13 protein-coding genes are annotated in these 16720 nt (G+C 37.2%); 8 read left to right on the plus strand and 5 right to left on the minus strand.

What is annotated here, in order from left to right; genetic code table 11:
- Positions 1-144: 144 nt before the first annotated feature.
- Both SAGCYANO_RS44840 and SAGCYANO_RS16820 read left to right on the plus strand, forming a co-directional pair.
- The gene (locus tag SAGCYANO_RS44840) at positions 145-849 is read left to right on the plus strand and encodes a hypothetical protein (RefSeq protein ID WP_237396246.1); all 705 of its coding nucleotides are present in this window, start codon (positions 145-147) and stop codon (positions 847-849) included.
- Complete coding sequence (locus SAGCYANO_RS16820) at positions 831-1190, plus strand: TauD/TfdA family dioxygenase (protein ID WP_375339953.1); 360 nt, start codon at positions 831-833, stop codon at positions 1188-1190. The genes SAGCYANO_RS44840 and SAGCYANO_RS16820 overlap by 19 nt, the downstream gene beginning before the upstream one ends.
- 219 nt (positions 1191-1409) lie before the next feature.
- Here the strand turns inward: SAGCYANO_RS16820 and SAGCYANO_RS16825 are convergent, their stop codons facing one another.
- The 3 genes from SAGCYANO_RS16825 to SAGCYANO_RS16835 all read right to left on the minus strand — a co-directional run bounded on the left by SAGCYANO_RS16825 (position 1410) and on the right by SAGCYANO_RS16835 (position 5733).
- Entirely contained in the window at positions 1410-2012 is a 603-nt protein-coding gene (locus SAGCYANO_RS16825) for a transposase (protein WP_307785912.1), read from the minus strand.
- A gap of 316 nt (positions 2013-2328) precedes the next feature.
- The gene (locus SAGCYANO_RS16830; protein WP_202221125.1) at positions 2329-3816 is read right to left on the minus strand and encodes a pitrilysin family protein; all 1488 of its coding nucleotides are present in this window, start codon (positions 3814-3816) and stop codon (positions 2329-2331) included.
- A gap of 351 nt (positions 3817-4167) precedes the next feature.
- Positions 4168-5733, minus strand: coding sequence for a M16 family metallopeptidase (locus tag SAGCYANO_RS16835; protein WP_375339954.1), 1566 nt, complete (start codon positions 5731-5733; stop codon positions 4168-4170).
- Positions 5734-6314: 581 nt separating this feature from the next.
- Between SAGCYANO_RS16835 and SAGCYANO_RS16840 the strand changes: the two genes are divergently transcribed.
- Complete coding sequence (locus SAGCYANO_RS16840; protein ID WP_202221127.1) at positions 6315-6935, plus strand: TetR/AcrR family transcriptional regulator; 621 nt, start codon at positions 6315-6317, stop codon at positions 6933-6935.
- 163 nt (positions 6936-7098) lie between these two features.
- On the opposite strand, the gene SAGCYANO_RS16845 is transcribed toward SAGCYANO_RS16840, so the two are convergent.
- Positions 7099-7659 (minus strand): 3'-5' exonuclease, encoded by a 561-nt coding sequence (locus SAGCYANO_RS16845; protein WP_202221128.1) that lies wholly within the window; start codon positions 7657-7659, stop codon positions 7099-7101.
- 390 nt (positions 7660-8049) lie between these two features.
- Here SAGCYANO_RS16845 and SAGCYANO_RS16850 point away from each other — a divergent pair, with 390 nt between their 5' ends.
- From SAGCYANO_RS16850 to SAGCYANO_RS16865, 5 genes are all read left to right on the plus strand, one after another.
- Positions 8050-9417 (plus strand): hypothetical protein, encoded by a 1368-nt coding sequence (locus SAGCYANO_RS16850; protein WP_202221129.1) that lies wholly within the window; start codon positions 8050-8052, stop codon positions 9415-9417.
- Positions 9418-9508: 91 nt separating this feature from the next.
- Entirely contained in the window at positions 9509-10765 is a 1257-nt protein-coding gene (locus SAGCYANO_RS16855) for a DUF1822 family protein (protein ID WP_202221130.1), read from the plus strand.
- A 303-nt stretch (positions 10766-11068) separates the two neighbouring features.
- Entirely contained in the window at positions 11069-11254 is a 186-nt protein-coding gene (locus tag SAGCYANO_RS44845) for a hypothetical protein (protein ID WP_237396247.1), read from the plus strand.
- Positions 11224-13803 carry an ABC transporter substrate-binding protein gene (locus SAGCYANO_RS16860; RefSeq protein ID WP_237396248.1) on the plus strand — a complete coding sequence of 860 codons (2580 nt, stop codon included), beginning with the start codon at positions 11224-11226 and terminating at the stop codon, positions 13801-13803. The genes SAGCYANO_RS44845 and SAGCYANO_RS16860 overlap by 31 nt, the downstream gene beginning before the upstream one ends.
- A 161-nt stretch (positions 13804-13964) precedes the next feature.
- Positions 13965-15329 carry a DUF1800 domain-containing protein gene (locus SAGCYANO_RS16865; RefSeq protein ID WP_202221131.1) on the plus strand — a complete coding sequence of 455 codons (1365 nt, stop codon included), beginning with the start codon at positions 13965-13967 and terminating at the stop codon, positions 15327-15329.
- A gap of 470 nt (positions 15330-15799) precedes the next feature.
- Here the strand turns inward: SAGCYANO_RS16865 and SAGCYANO_RS16870 are convergent, their stop codons facing one another.
- Positions 15800-16243 (minus strand): DUF4332 domain-containing protein, encoded by a 444-nt coding sequence (locus SAGCYANO_RS16870; protein ID WP_202221132.1) that lies wholly within the window; start codon positions 16241-16243, stop codon positions 15800-15802.
- Between the last annotated feature and the right edge of the window lie 477 nt (positions 16244-16720).

A 16720-nucleotide genomic window follows, 5' to 3' on the forward strand; every position in this document is an offset into this window, starting at 1 on the left:
ATTTTGTGTAATTTAACAGGATTTAAGTGAATTTAATTTGATTCAATTTGATTTAATTTAAAGCCCAAAATAGTTATTTCAAACTAATGACATCCCGCTGCAAACCAGGCTAAATTAGTATCAGTTGAATCCAGAGATAAACCAATGAACGAACATCAACTTGCCAAAAAATTTTCCAACAAAGAAAACACACAATCGCCAATCAATATGAAAGATTTTTTACAGCATCAAATACCCGCAGAAACAAACCAAGCATTACAAGCAGAATTGTCAAAAATTCCCCTAGACTTGGAAAATATCACAGAAGAAAAGCTCCAGCAACTAGGTCAAATTATTCAACAACTATTACCAGAAGAGATTTTGCAAAGCTTCAAGCAACTAACCAAACCTCACGGTTTACCTTTTTTAGTCATTCATAATTTACCAATAGACGAGAAACTAGGTAAACCACCAGTTGATGGCAAACGTCCTCAGCACAAAACTACTGACATTAGTGAGAAAATTTTGCTCGGTATTAGCGCTGTCAGTGGTTTACTACCACTAGCTTATAAACAAGAAAAAGGAGTGCTAGTGCAAGAAATTACACCAGTCCCCGGTAAAGAGCGATCGCTCTCAAATGAAGGTTCCGTCTCATTAGGTTATCACACAGATGAGGCTATCTTGAAGCGATGTTATCGTCCAGAGTTTCTGTTTTTACTAGGATTAATCATGATTCAAATACACCTACCTATATTGCAGAACTCAACAAAGCATTCGCAGAACTTAGTCCGCGTCACCGACACCTCCTACAGCAACCTCTGTTTCGAGTTGAACTGCCAGGGTCTTTTAACTTGTGGAATGGAAAAGTAATTCAAAGTGAGTTGCGTCCCCTAGTTACAGAAAATCACAATGGCGAATTAGAAATAGCAGCAAAGCTCTATGCAATCAAGAGTATAACTAAGGAAGCAAAAACTGCAGTCGATGCTTTGATCGATGTTTTGCCCTACGTTAGTCAAGCAATAATATTGGAGCGAGGAGATATGCTTTTATTTGATAATAGTAAATGTCTCCACGGACGTGCTGCTATTTCTCAGACAGGCGATCGTTGGTTGCAACGTTTGTTTTGCCGTCGTTCCTTAATGGATATACGTCGAGCTACAGACTGCGATAATGGCTTCGTTTTTGATATCAAGTTTCTAGTATTAGAGTAATTTGATCGGGACTTATATCATGTTTCCCCTCCAGGGGAGCTACGCTATCGAAAGAGCTGTATTATGTTATTATCTTGGTTTGTTGGGTTGCGCTGTCGCTTAACCCAACCTACTCACACTATTTTTGTTGGGTTGCGCTGTCGCTTAACCCAACCTACTTTTTATCTTATTATCTTGGTTTTTGTTGGGTTGCGAAGTGCGCTTAACCCAACCTACTTTTTATTCTCTGCCAATATTGCTGTCAAAAATCAGCTTTTCTGAAGACCCCCACATTTGGTCATAAATTCCCGCTTTTACATAACGATGAAAACTAGAGTATTCCCAATATGACGGAGCAGTTACTAATCTATGATGTACTGGATTATAATGAATATATTCGACATGATTAGCAAAATCGGGATCGCTTTGAATTTGATGTTCCCAAAACCTACGTTGCCAAACAGCTTTTTCTCCTTTATTTTGTCGAGATGTTGAAATTTTTCCCTGATATTGAGAATGGCATTGACGACTAAAATAACTTTTAATTAACCGCCAACGAGTAGAAAAGTTTGCATCATTTTCAGGTAACGTCCAAAGAGAATGAATATGGTCTGGCAAGATGACAATAGCATCTATTTTAAATGGATGTTTTTGCATCACATATCGAAAAGCTTTTCGTAGTAAATCTATGTTTTCCGGTTCGCACAAAATTTTCTGGCGGTTGTATGTCACTACTGTAAAAAAATAGGTTGCTCCTGGTGTTTTTGCCCGACGATATTCCATAAAGTTCAAATAATATTTGTTAATTTTGTAGGTTGGGTTGAGCGCAGAGAAACCCAACATGATGTCAGTTAATTTTGTAGGTTGGGTTGAGCGCAGAGAAACCCAACATGATGTCAGTTAATTTTGTAGGTTGGGTTGAGCGCAGAGAAACCCAACATGATGTCAGTTTTTCTTAGCGATCGCTAACCAAATATAAAAGTATTATTTTGGTTGATGTTGGGTTGCGAGATACGCTTAACCCAACCTACTAACTACTGATTATTTTGGTTGATGTTGGGTTGCGCTGCCACTTAACCCAACCTACTAACTACTGATTATTTTGGTTGATGTTGGGTTGCGAGATACGCTTAACCCAACCTACTGACTACTACTTCAATTAACTAGGTTCTGGAATTGTGATATCTATTGAAGTAATTTTCAGATCGTTTCCGAGACTACTCAGAGGTGGTTGAATTGCTTCTTTGTTGCCCACCACTAAAGTTACAATTTTATCTGGTTGCAAATATTTTTGAGCTACTCTTTGCACATCTTCAACAGTAATATTTTCTATTTCCTGGCGATAACGGAAAATGAAATCTTTAGGATAATCATAATATTCATATCTCATTAAACGGGATAAAGTTTGAGCTGGGTCTTGAAAGTTGAAAATAAATGAGTTGAGAGTTGAATCTTTGGCATGGGTGAGTTCCTCTTTTGTAATAGGTTGAGTGCGAATACGTTCAATTTCTTTATTAACAGATGTGATAAATGGCACAGTTGCATCCGAACGAGTTTCACCCCCAGCGATAAATACCCCTGGATAATCATAGTTAGGACTCCAATAAGCAGAAACTGAATAAGCTAAACCTTGACGCGATCGAATATTATTAAACAAGCGTCCCCCCAAACCATTAAGTACCTCATTCATGACGCTCAAAGCTGTATAATCAGGATTATCTAATTTTCCGCCTAAGTGACCCATTTGTACATAACTTTGAGTTAGCTGAGGTTGGTCAATAAAAAACATATCACCGACTTGAGCTTGACTAACATTTGGTAGAGGAGGTTTCACTGCTTTAATACTTGGTTGCCAGTTGCCAAATTGCTCTGTAATGAGCGATCGCATTTGTTTGGTCTGAAAATCTCCTACTACTCCCAAAATCATATTCTCAGGATGGAAATATTTGGCATAGAAATCAATTAAATCTGACTGGGAAATATTGTTGAGGGTTTCATATTCAACAGTTCGAGCATAAGGACTTTCTGTCCCATAAATCAATTTTTGGAACTCGCGACCAACAATAGATTCAGGGTCGTCATTCCGACGAGCAATTGCACCTTGCCATTGTTGTTTGGCAAACTCTAGTTTTGCTGGAGCAAATACGGGTTCGCGAATTACTTCGGTAAATAATCCAAATACTTCTGTCAAATCTTCAGTCAGGCAACTAAACCTGGCAATACCAGCAGTACTGCCGATTCCTGTTTCTACTACTGCTGCTTTTTGTTCGAGTATTTGATTTATTTTGTCAGGAGAATGTTGAGTTGTACCACCTGTACGCATGACAGTACCAGTTAAGTCTGCTAACCCTGTTTTATCTTCGGGTTCAAATCTTGAACCTGTCCGGAATATTGCTCTACCACCTATTAGGGGTAATTCATGGTCTTCCATGAGATAGACAACGATGCCATTATCCAGTTTAAAGCGAGTGTACTCCGGTAGTTCTAATTCTGGTAGTGGGGGAAATTCTAGTTCGGTATAATGTTTGGCTGGAGCTAGAGCTATGGCTGGTATTTGCCCTAATATAGCTAACAGCATTACTACGGCTAAAAATGCTGTGATGAAAATTTTGGATTTAGTAAGTTTTCTTTTGTAGTTAGAAAGCATTGTTTGTTTTGGTATGAAAGGGAATAGGGAATAGGGAATAGGGAATAGGGAATAGGGAATAGGGGCGTTGCTGATTATGGGTATGATTTTGCCCCCCTAGCCCCCCACCCATTGGGGGGGAATAAAACCCTAAAAGTCCCCCAAGATTGGGGGATGCGCGGGGGCGAAGGCGAGAACAAAACAATCGCACATTCATACTTCAATTCAGCAACGCCGGAATAGGGAATAGGGAATAGGGAACAGGGAATAGGGAACAGGGAATAGGGAATAGAGGGCGAATGCCATTCGCCCCTACTAGATATGACGCTTGGTGCGTAAGTCCTGTTCACTTTTGACTTTTGACTTTTGACTTCACTTGGGAAGTAGTCTGCCAATAGTACGGTTGTTGGCAACGAAAGTTTTTTTAGCCACACGCATAATATCTTCTGTGGTTACTGCATTAATGGCATCTAATTCTTTAAACAGATTTTGCCACGAACCAGTTTTAACTTCGTAGCTCAACAGAGCAGAAACCATTCCCGTATTAGAGTCAAGAGAGCGCAATAAACCTGCCCGTGCTTGAGTTTTCACCCTTTCTAATTCTTGCTGAGAAACTGGCTCTGTTTTCAATTTTTCAATTTCTGTCTGCAAAGCTGCTCCGACTTCATCTACATTACTATTTGGAGCAGTCATGGCATAAAATAGCATCAGATGTGGATATTTATCTCCTGGATAACTACCAGCTCCTCTTGCTACCAGAGCTATTTGCTGTTTCTCAACTAATGACTGATAGAGGCGAGAAGTACGACCATCACTCAAGATGCTAGTAATCATTTGATAAACTACATTGTCGGGATGATTTGTTGCAGGTCGGTGATAACCTTCTATATACCAAGGTTGAGATTGCAATTTCATTGTTACTTCCCCTGGTTCAGTTTGGGGAGGTTCGACAATATTAAGTTGTGGTGGTTTTTCTCTAGTTTCGTAGCGACCGAAGTAAATTTTTGCTAATTTTTTGACTTCTTTGGGATCGACATCTCCAACTATCCCTACTGTTAAGTTACTGGGAACATAATGAGTATCAAAAAAGTCACGCACGTTTTCTCTGCTTAAATTTTCGATATCTTCTTGATAACCAATAACAGGGCGACGGTAAGGATGAACTTGGAAAGCTTTAATTAAAAACTTTTCCAACAGTTGGGCAACGGGTGAATTTTCTGTGCGCGAGCGCCTCTCTTCGAGAATTACTTGTTTTTCTTTATAAAATTCTCTAAATACTGGTTCCAAAAATCTTTCTGACTCTAAGGACATCCATAATTCTAGTTTATTGGCAGGTAAACTGTAGAAGTATAGGGTGTAGTCTGCGGAGGTGGCAGCATTCATTCCTACTCCTCCTGCTTGTTGGACTATTTTGGAGAATTCATTTTGATTTACATATTGAGATGCCAACTTTTGAGTTGCTTCAAATTCTGTTAAAAGTTGGGTGACTTGTTCGGTTTTTTGATTGGCACTAGCTGTTTGAATTTCTGCAAATATCTTATCTAGTTTCTCTAAAGTTTGTTTTTCAGCTTGATAATCTTTTGTACCGATTTTTTTTGTACCTTTAAAAGCTAGATGTTCTAGGTAATGGGCCACACCTGTTTGACCGTCCGGTTCGTTCGCCCCACCAACATCAGCATAAATAGAAAAAGATATAACTGGGGCATTATGCCTTTCCAATACGATGAATTTCATGCCATTGTCGAGGCGAAATTCTGTTACTTTTTTGATTACTCGGTCTAGGTAAGGCTTAATTGATATTTTTTGGTCAGGAGTAGATTCCCGTGCTAAGGCCACATTTGCGGGAAGCCCAAACCAAAACAAACTGATGGTAATCAAGCAAAGACATAAGTTGAGCGATCGCTTTCGTAGTTGGGCCAATTCAAAGCTAGCATTCAAGAATTTAGAATTTAGAATTAAGAATTTAGAATTACCTCTTCTTATAAATAAGAGGATTGAAGCAAAGGATTTTTCTTCTTTTTTCTTCATGAATGGAGAGGCTTTATACCTAAATTTTTCGGTAATTATTTTTTTACACCAAGCTGGTAAGAAAGTTTGCATAAATATTAAAAATTTAATCCTTCGAGTTGAGTAGATTTTATCTCAGAGCTTTCTGTAAATAGTTCTATTTTGAGTTTACCTTTAAGAATTTGAAATTTTGACTTCCACATAGCAATGCTATTTGGACATATCTGCATAGGTAATTGAATTTTTGATTGGGCGACAATTAGGATTATATTCTGAAGTCTGAGATTTTGCGAATATTAGCGTAGGGTGCAACTTTTTCGATTATACAAAATAGCAGTCAGCAGTCAGCGGTCAGCGGTCAGCTATTTCAATTCTATAAAGCTGAAGTGCTGAGGTGCTGTTAGCTCCGCATTCCGCAGGAAATGCTTACATAAAATCTTTGTTAATTAATGCTTAAATTGCCAAATTATAAGGCTACAAATGGTTAAAGTAACATAAAATTTTTAACTATTATGAAAGTTTTAACTAAGTTGCCAACTTCGGAGATACAAACACGAACTAAGATATTACAAGCAGCTCAAAAATTGTTTGCTAAATCTGGATATGATGGTACTACGATTCGAGATTTGGCGAAAAAGGCAGGAGTTGCAGAAGGTACTTTGTTTCGTCATTTTACTAATAAAAAAGCGATTTTGATTGAGTTAGCTACGGAGGGTTGGGTAGAAATTCTCACAGATTTATTAACAGAATTAAGTGAGATGTCTAGTTATAAAGCTGTGGCACAAGTGATGCGCCGACGGATGTTGAATATGCGACCAAATACTGATATGATGAAGGTTTGTTTCTTGGAAGCACAATTTCATCCAGAGTTGAGGGATAAAATTCAATCGGAAGTTATTGAGAAAATGACTGACGTAACAGAGGCTTTTTTTACAACAGCAATGGAGCGGGGTGTATATCGTCAGATGAACCCGAAAATTGTAGCGCGGGTATTTTTAGGAATGTTTGCGATCGCAGGTTTTAGTCAACAAACTTTATTAGAACCTGATGCTACCCCCCAAGCAATGCAGGAAATGGCAGAGGGGTTAGCTGATATTTTCTTGAATGGTGTTTTAGCAGAAGTCAGAAATTAGAACTCAGAAGTCAGAAGTTAAATTCGTAGTAGGGAAGTTCCATAGAACGTTCCTACTATAAATCTACTACATTTATGAAGAAAATAAAAATAAAATATTTTCCTTAAGTTCAATCAAGAACCGTTTTAAGGATAGGTAATTATCCATTATCCATTGTTCATTATCAATTGTTGAACCTACCTTGTAAAAGTAATTTTCCTAATATTTTGCTAATATTCCAAGCATCATCTGCACCTCTATGATGAGTTCCTTCCAAGGGAATATCTAATAATTTTAAAGCATTTGCCATCCCTACTTCTTTGGGTAAAGCATGAACCAGAGCAAACAAATTTTTTACATTAATATGTCTAATGCCAAAAGGATATTTTATGTTTCTAGATAAACATTGTTTCTCAAACATATTTTTGTCGTAATTGCCCCAACTTGCCCAGACTCGTTCTAAAGATTCATATTTTTTCCGTAGTTTGAAACAAGCTTCGGAAAAAGTAATTCCTCGGTCAACTTCTGCTTGAGTTAAAGTTGTAAGTTGGGTACAAAATTCACTAATTTGGGAACATTCTGGTCTGACTAAAATACTTTCTTTTTCAATAGGTTTCGCTCTAGCTACATCAACAATACAAATCCCAATTTCAATTATTTCGCTTTCTTGTTCTGGTGGGGAATGTTCTTGCCAACAGGTAGCTTCAATATCAATAACAATAATCTTGTCTAGCTTAATAGTCATATTTCTCAGGAATCATATATCAGGGGTCATTTCAGTTATCAGTTATCAGTTATCAGTTATCAGTTACCTCTGGCTGTTTCGCAGCGTGACCTAGGAAACCCAGAGGCTTGAAATAATAAAATTTATTCTTTCTTGGTCGATTGGATATGTTGAGGGGACATCAGCATCCCACCCTACGGGAAGCTCCGCTTTTCATCCCCTTGAAAGGGGAGGCTTTGGACTTCATTTTTTGGTAACTTATACAGATTATACAAAATATTTTGAGTGCATAAGTTCAAATCATCAGAAACTATACTCAAATAGAACTTTTAGGAAAATATATTGTTAGTGCTGATCAGCATTAATACTAATTGAATAAGGTTAAAAATATAATATGGAGGTGTAAGGAGGATGAAAAATGGTTCCACCAATAACTACTGGACATTATGCAAAATTGATTTAACTAGCTCTGATGTGTCTGGTTCTCATAGAGGATATCGACAGGAGGTACTATTACCTGTTCAGAAACAATTTGAAATCTGGTTTCCGTCTATTGCTGAACTCAAAAAACTCTCCTCTCAAGATAACCGAAAAATTCAAGCTACTTTACTATCTCACTTTCGTTCTCAAAATTCTGCTTCTTCTAAGGAATGCAGCATAACAGCAGGACTTTCTTTACGTTGCTACATTTCCCATGCCATTGTTGACGCTTGTCAAAAACTGGTTCAAGAATTTGGCGATCGCTATCCTTTTCGCCTCCGAGATGTGTTGTACCTGGTACTCACTGATGATGGTAAGACAAAAAACATTAAGCAAGTTCAGGAAAACTCTCAGTCTTCTTACTCCTATTTCTGGGAGGAAATTCTGAGAAGTTTCAATCCCGATCAAGGTGGACTCTGGGGTTGGACTAATTTATGCACCCGTCGCCACTCAGAACTTACTCGAACGCTATGGGTAGAATTTGGTTTATCTTTAACTACTCCTTGGGCAAAACTAAATAAGATAAAGCGTTACCAAATGGAAGCTCTTTCACCTCAAGAACGGGATGTGGTAGAAGCGTTTCATGGGGTATATCGGCGCGACAGACGAGAACAGGGTGCAAGGGGCAAATGTCCTGAACCTTCTGAGTCTCAACTTCAGGAAATGCGCGATCGCCTTTTTCCCAGGGGAGTTTTATATAATTCTTCAGATGAACTACTTGAACAATTGAAAACTATTGCTCAGTTTCTACAGGAACAAATATTAAATCCAACTGAGATTTCACCACCCTCTAATACTTCAGCAATGGAACTTGAATTTCTAGACGAACATCGCGATCTAGCTCTTATGGATGCTATTGAGAGAGTGCTTTCTCAACGTTTGCATAAACTACAAAAAAGTGCTTGGTATAGTGAATTTGCTCCTGATTTTTTGCCTATGTTACGACTAATTTATTGTGAAAATAAATCTCAAAGTGAAGTAGCTCGGCAATTAAATATGAATAATCAATCTCAAGTTAGTCGCATCTTAAAACTTAAGCAAATGCTGAAGCAAATTCGAGAACAGGTAATGGAGAAAATGCTGCAAATTTTGTTAAAGAAAGCAGAGTTAAATTCCAGTCAAGGGGTTTTAGATGCAAATGCTCTTGATTCTTTAATTGAACTATTAAGTCGTTATTTAGATGAAACCGTTTTTATAGAGGCAGTTAAGGAAAATTCTACAGGGAGGAAATACAAAAAAATGACAAGTTTGTTTGCTGAAAAAATGCGCTATTATCTTAAGGATAGTCAGCTTATTTGACATAATAATAAGTAGTAAAATAACTACATTAATCATTCCATAGATTGCAAAGATAAAACTTAAAATTACAACAATAACTGGGAGCCTTAATATGACTGATTATAACCAAATAAACAGACTATATTACCAACAATTGCACTTAGAAACTATTGATTTAGAACCTGAAGATTTTGAGCAAGCAACTCTTTTGAGCGATCGCTTTAAGAACGAAGCCCAACAATGGCAAGCTTATGTGAAAATTTTGGGTTTATTAGCACTCAAAAAATGGTTGAGCGATCGCCATTTAACATTAGATAATCAAATTGAATCTTTGCCACCTCATCAAATTATCAGTTCGGAACCAATTTGCCCTCTGCAAGTCAATGGATTTACAGTTTGCTTACTGACAGATGAGAATATAGTAAATGAAGGAATTGAAATTCCTGATAAAATGATTAATACCCCAGAATTTGCTGCTCATTTCTATATCTTGATACAGGTTTCAGTAGAGGAGGAAGAAGCTATTTTAATTGGATTTATACGGCACGATCAATTCAAAAATCGGTCTTTACAAAAAAATGAAAGAGGAAATTATCCACTTTCTTTGACTCAACTAAATTATGACTCCAGCCACTTAATTTTAAATTTGAAATATTTGAATCCGGTAGCTATTAAACTTCCAGAAAAGACCTCGGATGAATCAAAATATTGGGAAAAATTAACAAGTTGGTTAGAAGGTATTTTTACAGAAACTTGGCAACCAGTGGAAGAGCTTATAAAAAATCGCAAACCGATTATACAAATGGCTTTCAGGTCATATCAAACAACAGAAAAATTATCTCCCAAAGTAGTTAAAAAATTTCTTCAACAATTCCAAATAACTGAAAAACCAAGAGACAAAACACAGGTAGATTTATCTCAACCTGAACTCTCAGACACAGAAGTAAATAAAGCTCTCGTACAGATTTTACAAACAACAGAAGATGAAGAAACACGCTGGCAAATTGCCGAATTGTTGTGGGAAATTAACCCTAGTCATCCAGCAGCAGGTGTACGTCGCGCTATCGATCTAGGAATGCAACTAGCAGGAGATCCGGTGGCACTAATGATAGCAATTTTACCCAAACCAAACCAAAGATTTGCTGTTCTTTCCAGAGTTTATCCTCTTCAAGACCAACGTTTTTTACCAGCAAATTTAAAACTAATTGGTTTAGATGAAATGGGGGAATCTTTATTTGAAATTCGTGCTAGACAACGAGATGATTATATTCAGTTCAAATTTACCGCCGATCCAGGCGATCGCTTTAGTCTTCAAGTTAGCCTTAATTCTGCTACTGTGACAAAGCACTTTATTATTTCAGTAAAATAGTAGGTTGGGTTAAGCGGTAGCGCAACCCAACAACAACGTCTAAAAATATTGGTCTGCAACAAGAATGTAGGGGCGAATGGCATTTGCTAACGCAAAGCTGCGCTAACGCCCTCTCTGGATATGGCATTTGCCCTCTCTGGATAAGCGTGTTCGTGCGTAAGTCCTGATAATATGATATTCTTGTGGAATTAAGATTAGGTGTTGGGTTTCCTGTCCTCAACCCAACCTACAAAGAGCAAATTTTGTGGTTATTAACTATTTAAACAAATATAATTTTAAAACTACAACAATTAATTAAGAATAATGCTTAAACAAGTTGTTATCAGAATAGAAGAAGGCAGTTTTGAATCAGGTTTTTCTGTTTCTCTAGAGTTTTGGCAAGATGATAAAATCATTGATAAAGAACTCGACTGTCCTAAATTGCCCGCTAACCCAGATTTTCCTATAGTTTATGATAAATGGAAAACATTTATACTGAGTTGGGATTAGAAAAACGAGCGATGGAGATTCCAGAAAAGCAAATCACCCATGTCTCCAGTATAGAAGGTTGTCAAAATGCCACTCTAACCCTAGAAGGTAATGCAAAAAATTGGTTGAGGGAACCTCAATTTGGAGATATTCGAGGGCGAATTATAGGAAGACTAAAAGATGGAACTTCAAATAAACCAGTACGAGTTATCATCGATACATCAAATTCTTATCTGCGTAAATTATCCTGGGATTGTTGGGACTTATTTCAGAAAAAGCGTTTTTTACCCCAGGCAGAATTTACCCTCTTGTCTCAATATTCTCAATTTAATCGACCAACAGAAACCTTGCAAAAACCAGTACAAATTCTGGCAATTTTTGGCAGCGATCAGGGGAGTTTAGAACTCAAGCAAGACCGGAAACTCATTGATAACTTAGAAAGACATGGAGCAAGTATTAAAGCTATTCCAGCGACAGAAAATTCGCTGACTTATGAAGAGCTATTTAATACTCTTTGGCAAGGAAATTGGGATATTATTTTTTATAGTGGGCACAGTGCTGCTGAGACTATTCAAATTGGTAATACTTTAGAGATACCAATCCATGCTTTAGGAGAAGCTTTAAAGGAAGCTGCTCCCAGAGTCAAGCTGGCAATTTTTAATTCCTGTGATGGACTCGGTATTGCCGAATATTTAGCTGATTTGGATATCCCCCATTTGATTGTGATGCGAGAACTTGTTCCCGATCTAGTAGCACAGCGTTTTTTGGAATATTTCCTAGACGAATTTACCCAAAGAAAACCTCTCCACGCCGCTGTTAGAAAAGCACGGAGACGTTTGCAACATCTAGAATTTCATCTTCCAAATAAATCGTTTTATCCCAGAGCATCTAAACTACCAGTCCTAATACAAAATCCTACTACACCTGAACTATATTGGCCTGAACCTGAACCTGAACCTGAACCCGAACGTCTAACGCGGCCGCCAATAGCACCCAAGCAGATAATACAGATAATTCTGTTTTTGTTGATTATCGCTGGTTTTTTGGGAATTTCTAAACTAATCCCTAAACCTGAAACCCTTGAAGATCAAATCAGTCAAGGTGAGGAAATTCTGGTAAAACTATTTTCACCACGAGATAAACAAAGGGGTGTAGAAGCAGTTGCTATATGTCAGAAACCCTGGAATCATTTTCTACCTATTTGGAAAAGTAATATTCGACAAGATTGGAGTGATTGTTTTGAAAGCAAAAAAAGTTATCGGGAGGCAGCAAGATATCTTCAGGAAAGCTGGGATAGAGAACGAAGAGATCCAGAAACTTTAATATATCTCAATAATGCAATTTTAGAAGCTACAGGAGCTGATTTCTATACCATTGCAGTTGTGGTTCCAGTTTTAGAGGATGAAACAGGGAAGAATGCAGAACTTGCTGAAGAAATCTTGCGGGGAGTAGCTCAAATGCAAACAGAAGTTAACTTGAGTTTAAAGGAAAAATTCTTTAATTTGACTTTACCAGGTGCAGATTTTCTAGAGTCTAAAAGCTTGAATGGAAAAGGTTTAAAAGTCATTATTGCTAATGATGCTAACAATGAGGAGCAAGCAAAGAAGGTTGCTAATACAATAGTTAAACAGTCAGAGATTCTAGGTGTTATTGGTCATTGGACCAGTGAGATGACGACTGCAACTGTAGATATATATGACCAAAATGAATTAGTAATAGTTTCCCCAGGTACAACCACTTCTGAACTCACCGACGATCCCCGACGGTTTTTCTTCCGAGTTACCACAAATAATTATCTACCTACAGATGCAGCGGTTGATGTTTTGATGAGTAATCTAGTGAATCAAAAAAGAGTTGCAATTTTTTATAACCCTGCTAGTCCGTATTCCAGTGATTACAAAAAACGATTTGAAGAAAAATTCTTAGAAAAAGTAGGAACAGAAGAAGACATTATTGATTCATTTGATATTTCTCAGCGTAATTTTGATGCTCAAAGCGCTATTCAAAAAATTAGAAACTCTGGGGAATTAGCAATTGTTTTAATACCAGATGGTCAAGTGAGTAATGCTCTAGATAATGCTCTGGAAATCATTAAAGAAAACGATGGTCAAAATTGGATGATAGGTAATTGGTCGGTTTATAGTCCGAAAACTTTGAATATTGGTCAATCTCAACTCTTAGAAAAACTGATTTTGACCGTTCCCTGGCATCCTCTAAGGAATCTAACGTCTTATTTTTCTCAGACCAGTAAGCGGCTTTGGGGAGGGTCTGTCAGTCCTCGCACAGTTTTGAGCTATGATGCTGCTCAGGTGCTAATTGAAGGGATTCGACAAAAACCTGATCGCTTAGGAATTCAGAAGAGATTAGCAGATGAAAGTTTCAATTTTGAGGGAGTAACAGGAAAAATCGAATTTCAACGAGGGACTGGCGATCGGCAAAAACTACCCTTTGAGTTAGTTAAGGTTGTTCCTTGTCCTACGAATAATGAGTACGGTTTCAAATTTATTCCTCTGGAGTTAACACCTGAAGCGGCAGAAGTGGTAGAGTCGGAATGTTCGGTTCCTGACTAATGTTCTTTTCCGATCAGTGCGCTATATCTAATCCGGTAGGATCAGTATTATTTAGTATTAAAAAGAAGAGTCTATATTGTAGGGGTGAATGGCCATTTACCCCTACCCATTGTATGACAATCAACGAAATTATATTACCCCACTAATAACTGATAATTTAAATGACTGATACTAAAATTTTACACCTAATTAACCGCCTTAGTTTCGGACCGACTCCAGGACAAGTTGAACAGATTAAAAATATTAGTATTGAAGTCTATATTCAATCTCAACTAAAACCTAATTCTATTCCCTATCCAAAACTATTAACTCAAAAGCTAGAATATCTCGATACATTGCCTCTCAAACCTGGTGAAATAATCACAGAATTACAAAAACTTCAACAAACAGGAAAAGAATTAAAGTTAGACCAAAGAGGATTAAATAGAATCAAAGGACGCTTTGAACAAAAGATTTTTTTACAAGCTAGTAAAGGACGTTTTCTCCGCACTCTAGAAAGTCCGCGTCACTTGGAAGAAGTTATGGTAGATTTTTGGTACAATCACTTCAATGTTTTTGGTCGTCAAGGATTAAATCGTTTATATTTCAGTTCTTACGAACAACAGGCAATTAGACCTCATGTTTTGGGAAAGTTTAGAGATTTATTAGGTGCTACTGCTCATCATCCAGCCATGTTAATTTACTTGGATAATTGGCGGAGTCATCGGGGAAAAATAAATGAAAATTATGCTAGAGAATTATTAGAATTACATACTTTAGGTGTGGATGGAGGCTATACTCAAGATGATATTATTGCTCTAGCAAAGATTTTTACTGGTTGGGGTTTACCTCCTAATACTAAAAGAGCTGAAGATATAGATGGATTTTATTTTGATGAAAAACGTCACGAACCGGGGAATAAATTTTTTCTCGGACAAACAATTAAAGAAAATGGCATGGCTGAAGGTGAAATTGCTTTAGATATTTTGGCTAGCCATCCTGCCACAGCTAAACATATTAGTTATAAATTAGCTCAAACTTTTGTATTAGACCAACCGCCAGAATCTTTAGTTAAAACTTTAGCTCAGATTTTTTTAGAGAGTGAAGGAGATATTTCTGAGGTATTAAAAACTCTCTTCAACAGTTCGGAATTTTGGCAAGTAGAAACACACAATACTAAATTTAAAAATCCCTATCATTTTGTAGCTTCTGCCATGAGAGCTATTGGTAACGAAGTTGATAATTTTCGACCTATTAATGGCATTTTAGACCAGTTAGGAATGCCTCTTTATGGTTGTGTTACTCCCGACGGTTATAAAAATACAAAAGAAGCATGGTTAACCTCAGATACAATGATTCGACGTAGTAGTTTAGCCGTACCTTTATCTGGTGGTTTATTGGGTAGAGGTAAACCTATTAGTGCAGAAAAATTAATGGCGACTTTGGGTAATAATTTTTCTGCTCAAACTCGTGCAGTAATTGAAAATAGTTCTCCTGAACTAAGGGCAGCATTAATTTTTGGTAGTCCTGAATTTATGAAGTATTAAACAATTAATAATTAATAATTAATAATTAATAATTACGTCTTGGAGTGCATCTCATGCAGCAGTTTCCAAAGCTATGAGGGTAAGCATTCAGCTGTCAGCTATTAGCCATCAGCTATTGCTTTTAGTTTTAGATAAAAGCTTTACTAATTTAGGCAGAATTTATACTTAAGGAGCCATGATTGAATAAGTTGTACAAATTTTATCTGGGATAAATTGTGAAATATAGCTTCCATTAAAAAAAACTGTTCAAGTTATTTTTACACGACTACTAACTATAAAAGCTGGCGCTCAACAGTCTATATTCATTAAAACCTCATCATGATAGCTGATAGCTGACTGCTAATAGCTGTTAGCTCCGCATTCCGCAGGAAATGCTTACCTATGAGGTACAGTTGTTTTTATTCTTTTCTGTTCCCTGTTCCCTGTTCCCTGTTCCCTGTTCCCTAAAAGCGATAAAATTTTGGCTTTATTCAAAATTGAGATGCACCCAAAAATTGAGCTTGTTGAATCCATTTTTGAACCAGATCGACAGTAGGACAAAGGTCACGTCTTTGCATAGTTGATACCTGTAATTTGAGGATTTGTTGGTGCAACCTGTGGATAGGTATTTGAGCTAGTTGAGTAACTGAAGCAATGCCAGCATGAAGCAGAAGTCCACAGTATTGACAGCCGATACTAGGAACTCTAGCTAAGTCTGCTAATGCTACCCATTTCTTGATATATTGAAGGTGAATTTGTAGTTGATTTGCTAGGGTTAATTTTTGCTGGGAAGTGTGAGTTATTTCTAGTAATTTTCTTGTAGTGGTAATGCCATATTCTATTAGTAATTCTTGATGTTGTTTACTTAAGCCTGGTAATTTTTTAATAGACCAGTTTTGAGATTTTATTGATTGTTTTTTTTGTATGATGTTCATGTTTATTTTTTCTATTTTTCGGCTTTAAATAATTAAATAATATCATGCCCGCTGGGGCGCGTTTGTGTAAAATCAAGGGTGAATATCTACAGGAAATTTACGTTTTTTCACACTTTTACAGCCCTTTTCAGATTGATAAACCACATCGTCATAACCAAAAACCTATAAGTGCGCAATACGGAGCTTTGCGGAACGCAAATGCCATTTGCTTCGCATAACTATCGTTAACGCCCCTACTGTGGTTTACTGAAATGAAAACCGCTGTAAGCCTTCTTCCCTCTTCCCTCTTCCTTCTTCCAACTTCGGTCTTCCTTCTTCCTTACTTCACTATACAATACCGATGCTACCGGACATGATATAATTAAACAATTCAGCTTTATTAGCCTCCCCTTGGCTGCGCCACGAGCTGTGGTTCTACAAGGGAAAAAAGCGGTCGTAGCGCAGCTTCCCGGAGAGTGGGATGGCGAGGAAACTTCG

It is taken from the genome of Okeania sp. KiyG1 (assembly GCF_014132355.1).
Classification (GTDB): domain Bacteria; phylum Cyanobacteriota; class Cyanobacteriia; order Cyanobacteriales; family Microcoleaceae; genus Okeania.